Source organism: Aminobacter sp. SR38 (assembly GCF_014843375.1).
Lineage (GTDB): Bacteria > Pseudomonadota > Alphaproteobacteria > Rhizobiales > Rhizobiaceae > Aminobacter > Aminobacter ciceronei.
The window spans coordinates 519,568-532,263 of record NZ_CP062113.1 but is presented as its reverse complement, the minus strand read 5'-3'; the positions used below and the strand labels follow the sequence as shown (position 1 = coordinate 532,263).

8 protein-coding genes are annotated in these 12,696 nt (G+C 62.2%); all 8 read left to right on the top strand.

From position 1 onward, the window contains the following. Positions 1-87 precede the first annotated feature (87 nt). The 8 genes from IG197_RS30275 to IG197_RS30240 all read left to right on the top strand — a co-directional run bounded on the left by IG197_RS30275 (position 88) and on the right by IG197_RS30240 (position 12,591). Entirely contained in the window at positions 88-1,278 is a 1,191-nt protein-coding gene (locus IG197_RS30275) for an aminotransferase class V-fold PLP-dependent enzyme (protein ID WP_067967860.1), read from the top strand. Positions 1,279-1,289: 11 nt separating this feature from the next. Beyond that, positions 1,290-2,255, top strand: coding sequence for a CoA ester lyase (locus IG197_RS30270; protein WP_067967863.1), 966 nt, complete (start codon positions 1,290-1,292; stop codon positions 2,253-2,255). 13 nt (positions 2,256-2,268) lie between these two features. Then, positions 2,269-3,453 (top strand): malate--CoA ligase subunit beta, encoded by a 1,185-nt coding sequence (locus IG197_RS30265; RefSeq protein ID WP_154384334.1) that lies wholly within the window; start codon positions 2,269-2,271, stop codon positions 3,451-3,453. Between the two features lie 11 nt (positions 3,454-3,464). Beyond that, positions 3,465-4,364: a succinate--CoA ligase subunit alpha gene (gene sucD / locus IG197_RS30260; protein WP_067967870.1), complete on the top strand. Its 900-nt coding sequence runs from the start codon at positions 3,465-3,467 to the stop codon at positions 4,362-4,364. Between the two features lie 159 nt (positions 4,365-4,523). Continuing rightward, positions 4,524-5,498 carry a D-glycerate dehydrogenase gene (locus IG197_RS30255; protein WP_192320285.1) on the top strand — a complete coding sequence of 325 codons (975 nt, stop codon included), beginning with the start codon at positions 4,524-4,526 and terminating at the stop codon, positions 5,496-5,498. Further along, positions 5,498-6,799, top strand: a complete 1,302-nt coding sequence (locus IG197_RS30250) for a glycerate kinase (protein WP_192320283.1) — start codon at positions 5,498-5,500, stop codon at positions 6,797-6,799. Before IG197_RS30255 ends, IG197_RS30250 begins: the two co-directional genes overlap by 1 nt. Before the next feature lie 156 nt (positions 6,800-6,955). Further along, positions 6,956-7,696, top strand: coding sequence for an XRE family transcriptional regulator (locus IG197_RS30245; RefSeq protein ID WP_154384337.1), 741 nt, complete (start codon positions 6,956-6,958; stop codon positions 7,694-7,696). Positions 7,697-8,148: 452 nt separating this feature from the next. Continuing rightward, complete coding sequence (locus tag IG197_RS30240; protein WP_192320281.1) at positions 8,149-12,591, top strand: glycoside hydrolase family 99-like domain-containing protein; 4,443 nt, start codon at positions 8,149-8,151, stop codon at positions 12,589-12,591. Positions 12,592-12,696: the final 105 nt, after the last annotated feature.

Sequence of the window (12,696 nt, the reverse complement as noted above, 5' to 3'; positions counted from 1 at the left end):
TGTTGTGAGCCGGCGGTGCAAAACCGATCATCCTCCCGAAAGCCACAGACAGGCGCCACGCCGCAACAATATTCGGGAGGACTTTTCATGGCCGGCTTCAATCAGCTTTTCGTTCCAGGACCGACCAACGTTCCGGAGAGTGTCCGGCAGGCGATGAACATGCCGATGGAGGACATGCGGGCGCCGGATTATCCGACCTTCACGCGCGGTCTGTTCACCGATCTGATGAAGGTCTTCCGCAACGAGACCGGCCGCGCCTTCATCTTCCCGTCCTCGGGCACCGGCGCCTGGGAGTCCGCCATCACCAACACGCTGAGCCCCGGTGATCGCGTGCTGATGTCGCGCTTCGGCCAGTTCTCGCATCTGTGGGTCGACATGGCCGAGCGCTTCGGCCTCGATGTCGACGTCGTCGATGTCGAATGGGGCACGGGCGTTCCCGTCGAGATCTATGCCGAACGCCTGGCAGCCGACAAGGAGCACCGCATCAAGGCGGTCTTCGTCACCCACAATGAAACCGCAACCGGCGTGACCAGCGATGTCGGCGCCGTGCGTGCCGCCCTCAACGCCGCCAAGCACCCGGCGCTGCTGTTCGTCGACGGAGTGTCGTCGGTCGGCTCGATCGACTTCCGCCAGGAAGAGTGGGGTGTCGACTGCGCAGTGTCCGGCTCGCAAAAGGGCTTCATGCTGCCGCCCGGGCTCGGCTTCCTGTCGGTCAGCCAGAAGGCCCTCAACGCTGCCAAGACTGCAAAATTCAGCCGCTGCTACTTCTCGTTCGAGGACCAGATTCGCGCCAACGACACCGGCTACTTCCCCTACACGCCGGCCGTCCAACTGCTGCGCGGCCTGCGCGCTGCCCTCGACCTGATCCAGGAAGAAGGGCTCGACAACATCTTCGAACGTCATCACCGGCTGGCGACCGGCGTGCGCAAGGCGGTCGACGCTTGGGGCCTGCGCGTCTGCGCCAAGGAAGCGAAGTGGAATTCCGACACGGTCAGCGCGATCGTGGTTCCGGAAGGCATCGACAGCGCCGACATCGTCCGCCGCGCCTATAACGGCTACCAGACCTCGCTCGGCGTCGGCCTCAACAAGGTCGCCGGCAAGGTGTTCCGCATCGGCCATCTCGGCTGGGTCAACGAAGTGATGATGTGCGGTGCGATCTCGGCCGCCGAGATGTCGCTGCGCGACTGCGGCGTCAAGGTTCAGCCGGGCTCTGGCGTCGGTGCCGCACTCGAACACTATCGCCTGTCGGCTCAGCCGGCCGTCGCCAAGGCAGCCTGAGGGAGGATCGCATGAGCCATACACTCCACCACCTCCGCAAGCTGCGCCTGCAACGCTCGGAGCTCGCCGTTCCGGGCTCCAATCCGGAGATGATCCGCAAGGCCGCCGACGGCGAAGCCGACTACATCTTCCTCGACATCGAGGATGCGGTGGCGCCGCCTGACAAGGAGCGGGCGCGCAAGAACATCATCCAGGCGCTGAACGAAATCGACTGGCGCGCCAAAGGCAAGACCATTTCGGTCCGCATCAACGGCCTCGATACCCATTACATGTACCGCGACGTGGTCGACGTGATGGAACAGGCAGGTGACAAGCTCGACACCATCCTGGTGCCCAAGGTCGGCGTGCCCGCCGACCTCTATACGGTCGACGCCATGGTCACCCAGATCGAGATGGCCAAAGGCTTCAAGACCCGCGTCGGCCTGGAAGCGCTGATCGAGACAGCACTTGGCATGGCCAATGTCGAGGCCATTGCTGCCTATGGCGGCCGGCTCGAGGCGATGCATTTCGGCGTTGCCGACTATGCCGCCAGCTGCAAGGCGCGCACGGTCAGCATCGGTGGCCTCAACCCCGATTACCCCGGCGATCAGTGGCACGCCGCCCTGTCGCGGATGACGGTTGCCTGCCGCGCCTACGGCCTGCGCCCAATCGACGGCCCGTTCGGCGACTTCTCCGATCCGGAGGCCTACATCGCCGCCGCCAAGCGTGCGGCAGCCCTCGGCATCGAGGGCAAGTGGGCAATCCATCCCTCGCAGATCGAGTTGGCCAACGCCGTGTTCTCGCCGCCGGAGAAGGAAGTCACCCGCGCCCGCCGCATCATCGAAGTGCTCAAGGAAGCCGAGGAGCAGGGCAAGGGTGCCGCAGCTCTCGACGGCAAGATGATTGACGCCGCATCCGAACGTATGGCCCGCAACGTCCTGGTCATGCACGACGCAATCGAGCAGTCGGCGCGGTCGCGCAACAGCCTGCCAAACTGAGGAGGAGTTCGACATGGATATTCATGAATATCAGGCCAAGGAACTGCTCGCCCGCTACTCGGTGCAGATCCCGCGCGGCGGCCTGGCCTACAGCCCGGAGCAGGCGACCTATCGCGCCAGCGAGATCGGCGGCGGCAAATGGGTGGTTAAGGCACAGATCCATTCCGGTGCCCGCGGCAAGGCCGGCGGCATCCGTATCTGCACCACTGACAACGAGGTCTCCGAGGCCGCCGAATCCATGCTCGGCCGCAAGCTGGTGACGCATCAGACCGGCCCCAAAGGCAAGCTGGTGTCGCGCCTCTATGTCGAGGAAACCGTCGACATCCGCCAGGAGCTCTATCTTGGCATCGTGCTCGACCGCAAGTCGGAGCGCGTCATGATCGTGGCCTCCGCCTCCGGCGGCATGGAGATCGAGGAGATCGCCGAAAAGCAGCCCGACTCGATCATCCGCGCCATCGTCGATCCGGGCGCCGGCATGCAGCAGTTCCAGGCCCGCGAGATCGCCTTCGGTCTCGGCCTCGACAACAGCCTGATCGGCAAGGCCGTCGATACGCTGCTCGGCTGCTACCGAGTCTTCCGCGACTTCGACGCCTCGATGCTGGAGATCAACCCGCTCGTCATCACCAAGGACGGCAATCTGATCGCGCTCGACGCCAAGATGTCCTTCGACGAAAACGCGCTGTTCCGCCGCGCCGAGATTTCGGAGCTGCGTGACAAGTCACAGGAAGATCCGCGCGAAACCTTCGCCAGCGACCGTGGCCTGTCTTATGTCGGCCTCGAAGGCAACATCGGCTGCATCATCAATGGTGCCGGCCTCGCCATGGCGACGATGGACATGATCAAGATCGCCGGCGGCGAGCCTGCCAACTTCCTCGACATCGGCGGTGGCGCGTCGCCCGAGCGAGTCGCCAAGGCATTCCGCGCCGTTCTGGCCGACAAGAACATCGAGACCATCCTCGTCAACATCTTCGCCGGCATCAACCGCTGCGACTGGGTGGCCGAGGGTGTCATCAAGGCAATCCGCGAGGTCGGCGTCAACGTGCCGCTGGTCGTGCGGCTCGCCGGAACCAATGTCGAAGAGGGCCGGCGCATTCTCGCCGAGTCGGGCGAAAAGGTGATCGTCGCCGATACGCTCGCCGAGGCAGCCGAGAAATCGGTCGAAGCGATGCGCGCCTACGCGAAATCAAAAAAGAACTAAGGGAGGTCGAAATGGCAGTTCTCTTGAATCGCCGGACGCGTGTCATCGTCCAGGGTCTGACCGGCAAGATCGGCTCGTTCCATGCCGACGACATGAAGCGCTACGGCACCAACGTTGTCGGCGGCGTCACTCCGGGCAAGGGTGGGCAGGTCCACCAGGGCATTCCGGTGTTCAACACCGTCCGCGGTGCCGTTCGCGAGACCGGCGCCGAAGCCTCCATCGTCTTCGTGCCGCCGCCCTTCGCGGCCGATTCGATCATGGAAGCGGCCGAGGCCGGCCTGAAGCTCTGCGTCTGCATCACCGACGGCATCCCCTCGCAGGATATGATGCGGGTGAAGCGCTACATGCGCCGCTTCCGCTACGAAGACCGCATGCGCCTCGTTGGGCCCAATTGTGCCGGCGTCATCACGCCGGGCCAGGCGCTGATGGGCATCATGCCCGGCAACATCTACCTGCCGGGCCGGGTCGGCATCGTCGGCCGCTCGGGCACGCTCGGCTATGAAGCCGCATCGCAGATGAAGGCGCTGGGCATCGGTGTTTCGACTTCTGTCGGCATCGGCGGCGACCCGATCAACGGCTCGTCCTTCAAGGACATCCTCAAGCTGTTCGAAGACGATCCGGACACGGATGCCGTGGTGATGATCGGCGAGATCGGCGGTCCACAGGAAGCCGAGGCTGCGGAATGGGCCAGGCACAACATGCGCAAGCCGCTTATCGCCTACATTGCCGGCCTTTCGGCACCGAAGGGCAAGCGCATGGGCCATGCCGGCGCCATCATTTCGGCCTTCGGCGAGTCCGCCCAGGAGAAGGTCGAGATCCTGCGCGAAGCCGGTGTGACCATCGTGCCGACCCCGGCCGCCTTCGGCCCGACCGTCGCCAGCGTGCTCGAGCAGCAGAAGAAGGCCGCCTGACCCGGCCTTCTGGGGAGCCGGCGCCGACCGGCTCCCCTCGGTCCGTCTGGTGCACCGGCCGATTATCGATGATCCATCGCATGATGTGTCGTTTCGAACTGCTAAAGTGCGTCGTGCGCATCCGACCGGGATTCGTGGCGCTCCAAGCATGACCAAGGAATGGAAATGAAACCTCGCGTTATCGTCACCCGCCGCTGGCCTGCGGCAGTCGAGCAGATCCTGGCGGAGCGCTTCGACACGACCTTCAATCAGGGCGATGCGCCGCTTGGCCCGACCGAGCTCAAGGCGGCGTTCCTGAACTTTGACGCGATCCTGCCGACCGTCAGCGACAAGCTGCCGGCGTCGGTCTTCCCCGATGCCGACATCCGCACCAGGATCCTTGCCAATTTCGGCGTCGGCTTCAGCCATATCGACACGGACGCCGCTCGCGCCCGTGGCATCGTGGTGACCAACACGCCTGGCGTGCTCACCGACTGCACCGCCGACATCGGCATGAGCCTGCTGCTTTCGGTCGCCCGCCGTGCAGGTGAGGGGGAGCGCCAGGTTCGCGCCGGCCAGTGGGCGGGCTGGTGCCCGACCCACATGATCGGCGCCAAGGTCACTGGCAAGACGATCGGTATCATCGGCATGGGCCGTATCGGCAAGGCCATGGCCAAGCGCGCGCATTTCGGCTTCGACATGGATGTCGTCTTCTACAATCGCTCGAAGGTCGACGACGAGGAAACCCGCGCCATGGGCGCGCGGCAGCTGGCAAGCATCGAAGAGGTGTTGGCAGCGTCCGACTTCGTGTCGTTGCATTGCCCCGGCGGTGCCGAGAACCGGCACCTTATCAATGCCGAGCGTCTCGCTGCGATGAAGCGCGGCGCGTTCCTGATCAACACGGCGCGCGGCGACGTGGTCGACCAGAAGGCACTCGTTGCGGCACTCGACAGCGGCACCATCGCCGGCGCCGGCCTCGATGTCTATGACGGCGAGCCTGACGTGCCCGGCGCCCTGATGCGCATGGAAAATGTGGTGCTGTTGCCGCATCTGGGCAGCGCCACCGAGGAAACCCGCGTGGCCATGGGCATGAAGGCGGTGGACAATCTGACCGCCTTCTTCGAGGGCCGCGCCTTACCCGACAAGGTGGTGTGATGTATCTCGACTGCTCGGTCTCGGCACTGGTCAAGCTTCGCGCGCAGGCAACCGCCCTGTTTCGCGAAGGTATCGCGGCGTCCGATCCCGAGCAGGCGGTCACTTCCACGCTTGAAACGAGAACCGATGAGATCGCCGCGGCAAGGCGTGTCATCCTGATCGCCTTCGGCAAGGCGGCGTGCCCGATGGCGCGCGCGGCCTTGCCGTTCATCGGCGACAAGCTTGTTGCCGCTGTTGCTGTGACCAATTTCGAGAACCTGACGGAGATCGAAGGCGTCGAAGTGATATCAGGCGGTCATCCCTTGCCCAACGAAGGCAGCATCAGGGGTGCCGAGGCCATAGAGCGCGCAGCCCTGTCGGCCGAACCGGGCGACCTGGTGCTGGTGCTGGTCAGCGGCGGCGGTTCAGCGCTCACCTGCGCTCCTGCCGCCGGTATTGCGCTCGCCGACAAGATCGCGCTCAACGACACGCTGATCCGCTGCGGCGCCGACATCAGCGAAATCAACGCCGTCAGGCAGCTGTTTTCGCGGCTCAAGGGCGGACGCCTCGCCCAACTCGCGTCGCGGGCCAAAGTGTTGTCGCTCATCCTGTCCGACGTGCCCGGTGATGATGTCGGCACTGTCGCCAGCGGTCCGACCGCGCGGCCTTCGGCGACACAGGCCGAGGCCATCGCCATTCTCGACCGTTATGGTCTGGTCAGGACGCTGTCGCCGGCGCTCAAGGCGCATCTCGACCTGCTCGTAGAACGCGACGAGGTCGCGACCAGCTTCGACCATGTCGAGAACATCGTCATCGGCAGCAATGGCATTAGCCTGCAAAGGGTGATGCACAGCGCCGAGGCCAATTATCCGGTCGTCGTCAAGGCGGATGACTGGCTGAGCGGCGACGTCTCGGATGTCGCCAAGACCTTGCACCGCATGGCGGTGTTCGCCGCCAGCCAGCGCGGTCCCGTCGCGATCGTCGCCGGAGGCGAGCCGACGGTTCGCGTCGCCGGCAACGGCAAGGGCGGACGCAACCAGGAACTGGCGCTGCGTTTCGCATTGCTCAATGAGTGGACCTCGATCAAGCGCCCCTGGGTTTTCCTGAGCGGTGGCACCGATGGCCGCGATGGCCCCACGGATGCCGCTGGCGCCATCGTCGACGCCGGCTCGACCACCTGGATGCGCAAGCTCGGCTGCAACCCGGTGGCGCATCTGCAGAACAACGATTCCTATCATGCGCTGGCATCGTCGGGCGACCTGCTGATGACCGGCGCCACCGGCACCAATGTCGCCGACCTGCAAATACTGCTGATGCAGTAGCCGCGACTGCGCTCTTCGGAACCTGTCCAGTCTGCGCTCGGCCAGTCGCTGGCCTGTTGACCGCATTGCTGCGTTTGTCAGAATCTGTTGAACGCGCCGCCGAAAATGTTTACTCTCGGTGAAATAGATTCAGCGAGCAGAGACAGGCGGCGGCATATGAGCAAGGACAAGGCAGCGGAAAAGAACGGGCATTCGAAGAAGAATGGCAAGGCCATGTCGGCTGCGGTTTCAGCCGGTGCCGCAAAGTCCGCGCTGTCTCACGTCTCGCCGCCGCTGCACCAGGATCCGCACGCCGTCCGCGACACGCGCGAAAAAGTGCTTGAAGTGGCGATCGGCCACGAGGTGCGGGCCTTCCGCAAGAAGCTCGGCATCACCGTCGCCGACCTTGCCTCGGCCACCGACATTTCCCTCGGCATGCTGTCGAAGATCGAAAACGGCATCACCTCGCCGTCACTGACAACGCTGCAGGCATTGTCGCGAGCGCTCGGCGTGCCGGTAACGGCCTTCTTCCGCCGCTTCGAGGAGGAGCGCAACGCCGTGTTCGTCAAATCGGGCGAGGGCGTCGACGTCGAACGCCGCGGCACGCGTGCCGGGCACCAGTATACGCTGCTCGGCCATATCGGTTCCGACACATCGGGCGTGACGGTCGAGCCCTATCTCATCACCTTGTCGGAAGATTCCGATGTCTTCCCGACCTTCCAGCATGACGGCATGGAGTTCCTCTACATGCTGGAAGGCGAGGTCGTTTATCGCCACAGCAACAATCTCTACCGCATGACGCCGGGCGACAGCCTGTTCTTTGATGCCGATGCGCCGCACGGCCCGGAGGAGCTGACCCATCTGCCGATCAAGTATCTGTCGATTATTTCTTATCCGCGCGGCCGCGGCGGGGACTGAGGTCAGCTCGCCCAGGATGGCCTTCGCTCCGTTCACAGCCATGAATTTACGGATGCCCCCATTTTCCGGGCGGCAAATCGCTGCGGGATTCTGGCTGCAGGTGGTCGTGGCTGAGGCGTTTGAGGCGGCGACCAATCAGTGTTGATCACTGGCACTGGCCATCGCAATTGCATTATCGTTCTCTAGGTCTCGCCCGTTTTCCCGATGTACTTTTAGTTGTGAGAATTGGCTCTTGAGCAACCCTGGGCGTTGAAGGTCGCCGTTCTTTGTTCAGTTCTGAGAGCTTTACATGGCTGCCGGCGTCTGGCATGCGCAGTCGACCTCTCGATATTCGGGACGATTCTTGATCGAGGACAGAGAGACGACGTTGCTTGAGAGCAATGGTGTCAGCCAAACGCCGCATATTTGGCTTTGCCGCGGGAATGTGAATGGCTAGCCAGCGAGAGTTGCCTATGGACGATATTGACAGCACCGGTCGCAATACGCTTGGCCGATTCACGTTCCCAAATCCAGAAAAGAAGATTGATTTCACTGGTGAGCGCTACGTTACCGGCCTGGCGGGCCCAATCCAACATGAGCACTACCATCGCTATCTTTTCGCGGCCCCATATTGCCGTGACCGTAGCGTGCTCGATATTGCATGCGGCGAAGGCTATGGCTGCCACCTTCTTGCGCAAATTGCGAGTTCGGTGGTCGGAGTCGACATCGATGACGAAACAATCCGTTATGCGCAGGGACAGTATGCCTCATCTCACCTGAGGTTCGAAATCGGCGACGCAACCGCCATTCCGCTGCCAGCCGAGAGTGTCGACGTCGTCACAAGCTTCGAGACCATCGAGCACTTTGCCGATCACGAACGGTTTCTCGCCGAAGTCGCGCGCGTCTTGCGCCCTGGCGGCTTGCTGATCATTTCGTCTCCGAACCGTCCAGTATATTCCGAGGAGAACCAGCACGCCAATCCGTTCCACGCGCGCGAACTTGACCGCGAGGAGTTCCGTACGGCGCTGCAGTCGCAGTTTGCAAATGTTGTGCTGTTGGAACAGCGTTCCATCGATGGCTCGGTCATCATGGCGGAAGCGCGTGCGCGCTCGCCGCTTGAAGGATTCGACAGTCCAGACGGGTTGGCCTACGCACACCATTCTGGCGTGCCTTCGCCCCACTATTTCGTGGCAATTGCTTCGACGGGGGAATTGCCTGACGTCGCCAATAGCCTCTTGTTTAGCGGCGCCTATCTCGGCAACCTGCACAGTACAATTGACGAGCTGAACAAGCGTATCAGCACCTCGGAAGGCGCAATCGCCACGTTGAGATCTCAGTTGGACAGGGCTGAGAGACAGGCGAGAGGATTACGCGCAGCGCTGGAGCAATGGCGCGCCGGTGACACGCACGCAGACGTTGAAAAGGTCGAAGTGCAGGATCCGCACCCGGTCGCAACCGTCGTGCAACCCGCCAGGCGCCGGCGACGTTCGTTGCCGCGGAGGCTGAAAGAGTTCTGGCGACGCTGGCGGGCAAAGCGGGAATTCGACGCCGCCTATTATCTTCTTCAGAACCCTGACATCGCAGCTGCTGGCGTCGATCCCTTCCTGCACTATCTTCGGACCGGCTGGAGGGAAGGACGCGATCCGACACCAACTTTTTCGACTTCCTATTATCTTGAGAACCATCCGGATGTCGTGGCACGTGGGGTGAACCCCTTTGTTCACTACATCTCGAAGGGACGCGCCGAAGGCAGGCGACCTAACGCGTTGGTTGAGTTGGACGATGCGCCCGTCGTCCCCGTACCGTTGACGACGGTCGCTGCCCTTATGACAAAGCCCGCGCGCGTCATCGCCTTTTACCTCCCGCAGTTTCACGCCATTCCTGAAAACGACCAGTGGTGGGGAAAGGGCTTTACCGAGTGGACAAACGTACGCGCTGCGGTGCCTCAGTTCAAAGGTCATTATCAGCCCCACGTGCCGGGGGAGCTCGGCTATTACAATCTCCTCAATCCGGCTGTGCAGCGCAGACAGATCGAATTGGCGAAACTTTATGGCGTTGAGGGGTTCTGCTTCTATTTCTATTGGTTCGGCGGCAAGAGGCTGCTGGAGAAGCCAGTCGAGAACTGGCTGAACGACAAGAGCCTGGATCTGCCATTCTGCCTTTGTTGGGCGAACGAAAACTGGACGCGTCGCTGGGACGGACTGGACGCGGAAATTCTCATCGACCAGAAGCACTCGCCAGAGGATGATATTGCCTTCATCGCCGAGGCGGCACCATATCTGCGTGATCCACGGTACATTCGTGTCGATGGCAAGCCTCTGCTCTTGGTCTACCGTCCGAGCGAGCTACCATCTGCAAAACAAACCGCGCAACGTTGGCGCAAATGGTGTGTCGAGAATGGCATAGGCGATATCCACCTGGCATACACACAGTCCTTCGAGCAGGTGGACCCAAGCGTATATGGCTTTGACGCGGCGATCGAATTCCCGCCAAATCGATCGCAGCCACCGGACGTGACGCAAGCGGTTACGCCGCTGCATGCAGAATTCTCGATGAAGGTCTACGATTGGCGTATTTTCAAGGAGCGCAGCGGATCCTACAGCCGCCCTGGCTATTCGTTGTACCGAACTGTCTGCCCCGGCTGGGATAACACGGCACGGCGCAAGAACGCCGGCACGGCTTTCATCAACAACACGCCCGCGCTCTATCGCGGATGGTTGGCCGATGCCATCGACGACACCAAAAAGCGTTTCACTAACCCGGACCAACGGCTGATCTTCGTAAATGCCTGGAACGAGTGGGCGGAAGGAGCTCATCTCGAGCCCGACGCCCGTTATGGCTACGCCTGGTTGCAGGCCACGCGTGACGCGTTGGAAGGTCCAAAGCCCAACCCTTCCGGCAGGCAGCGGATGGTGGTGGTATCACACGACGCGCATCCACATGGGGCGCAGTACCTTGCCTTGCACATGGCCCGCACCTTCGGCGAGCTGGGTTTCGACACAGACATGATCGTGCTCGGAGAAGGTCCATTGCTGCCTCGCTTTGCGGAGGTGGCCACGGTTCATCGCATCGATCTGAACAGTCAGTCCGAAGTGGAAGTGGTCAGGCGACTAGAGCGATTGCGCGAGAATGGCGCGGAAGTCGCAATTGCCAATACAACCGTTTCGGGCCTGCTGGTTCCACTGCTTAAGCATGCGGGATTCCGCACGGTTTCGCTGGTGCATGAATTGCCAGGGATCCTGAACAGCTACGAGCTAATGAACCATGCTCGCGCTATCGCCGGGCATGCGGACAAAGTGGTCTTTGCCGCCCGTCAGGTGCAGGACGGCTTCGAGAGGTTCGTCGGCAAGTCCGTTGAGCAGGCAGTGATCCGACCGCAGGGATTGTACCAGCGTACTCCGTTCCGCAGATCAGATCATGTGGACACAGCCCGCCGCACGGTGCGTGAGAAGCTCAACTTTGCTCCCGACGCTTCTATCGTACTCGGCGTCGGCTACGGCGATCACCGAAAGGGTTTCGATCTCTTCATCGACGCCTGCATAGCCCTGTTCGCGAGTGACCGACGGGCATGCGCTGTCTGGGTTGGCAACGTGGAGCGCCAACTCATGGACACGCAGATGAAGCGAATCCGGGCTGCGGGCCTGGCCAACCGATTCGCCTTCGCCGGACTGGTCGAAAAGCCGCAGGAATATTATGCCGCCGCCGACGTCTACGCGCTGACGTCGCGTGAGGACCCATTCCCCTCAGTTGTACTTGAGGCGCTCGATGTCGAGGTACCAGTGGTGGCCTTCGACGGTGCTGGCGGCTTCACCGACCTGCTCATACGTGGTTGCGGCCAGCTCGTTCCGCCCTTTAATACTGACGCGATGGCTGCGGGCATCGCTGAACTGCTCAACGGGCCTATGCGCGCGGCAGAGCTCGGGCGCAACGGCCGAGCCATAGTCGAGCGCGAATTTAGCTTCCGCCACTACCTGAATGACCTGATGGCATTCGCGGGTAGCCCGCTGCCGCGGGTCTCGGTCGTGGTCCCGAATTACAACTACGCCCGCTATATCAAGAACCGCCTTGCCTCGATTGCAGCACAGACGGTGGTTCCATACGAACTGATCGTGCTCGACGACGCCTCGAGCGATGCCAGCGTCGAAGTTATCGGCGAGTTCCTTGCTGATTGCCCGATCCCGTCGACGCTGGTCGTCAACTCGGAGAATTCCGGCTCTGTGTTTCGCCAGTGGCAGCGAGGTGTTGAGATGGCGCGTGGCGATTTCGTCTGGATCGCTGAGGCCGATGATCTCGCCGATCCGGAGTTCCTCTGCGAACTGCTGCCGGCATTTGCGCGGACCGATGTGGTCATGAGCTACTGCCAGTCGCGTCAGATGGACGGCGGAGGCAAGATTCTGAGCGAGGACTACCTCGACTATGTCGCCGACATCGACGTCGATCGCTGGACCAAGCCCTACGTTGCCGAGGGCCGCGAGGAGATAGAACGGTCCCTCCACGTCAAGAATACCATACCGAATGTCAGCGCGGTGCTGTTCCGGCGGGATGCGCTGCAGGCGATGCTCGCCTCGCATGGCGAGGAGATCGCATCGTTCCGGCACGCGGGCGACTGGGTGGCTTATCTGCGTCTGCTTGAAAAAGGCGCACTTGCCTTTTCGCCCAAGTCGCGCAATTCGCACCGGCGTCACCAGCAAAGCATCACTGTGGGCAATTTTAACCTTGGGCAGCTACGCGAGATCGTGCAGGTACAGCGCGAGACCATCCGACGGTTCCAGCTCGGCGCGTCGGCCAAAGTCGCTTCAGACCGCTACGCACAGCGGCTCTACGAGCAGTTCGGGCTGGCAACAAGCAAGCATCCCCGCTTTGGCTTGAACCCGGAGTTATCGGATACTCCTGGCAGGGCAAAGGGCGCTGCATGAACAGATTTGAGAAAGCGAAGCTGGACGAACCTGTGGCCGTTGTTGGAGCAACGTGGTCCGACATCCATCAAGCGAAACGAGATTTCCGCGACAGACGCGCCTCAA

Bases quoted from the DNA above. Each gene is read 5' to 3' on its own strand.
- IG197_RS30265 (WP_154384334.1), top strand. From the start codon at position 2,269: ATGGATATTCATGAATATCAGGCCAAGGAACTGCTCGCCCGCTACTCG.
- IG197_RS30270 (WP_067967863.1), top strand. From the start codon at position 1,290: ATGAGCCATACACTCCACCACCTCCGCAAGCTGCGCCTGCAACGCTCG.
- sucD (WP_067967870.1), top strand. From the start codon at position 3,465: ATGGCAGTTCTCTTGAATCGCCGGACGCGTGTCATCGTCCAGGGTCTG.
- IG197_RS30240 (WP_192320281.1), top strand. From the start codon at position 8,149: ATGGACGATATTGACAGCACCGGTCGCAATACGCTTGGCCGATTCACG.
- IG197_RS30250 (WP_192320283.1), top strand. From the start codon at position 5,498: ATGTATCTCGACTGCTCGGTCTCGGCACTGGTCAAGCTTCGCGCGCAG.
- IG197_RS30255 (WP_192320285.1), top strand. From the start codon at position 4,524: ATGGAAATGAAACCTCGCGTTATCGTCACCCGCCGCTGGCCTGCGGCA.
- IG197_RS30275 (WP_067967860.1), top strand. From the start codon at position 88: ATGGCCGGCTTCAATCAGCTTTTCGTTCCAGGACCGACCAACGTTCCG.
- IG197_RS30245 (WP_154384337.1), top strand. From the start codon at position 6,956: ATGAGCAAGGACAAGGCAGCGGAAAAGAACGGGCATTCGAAGAAGAAT.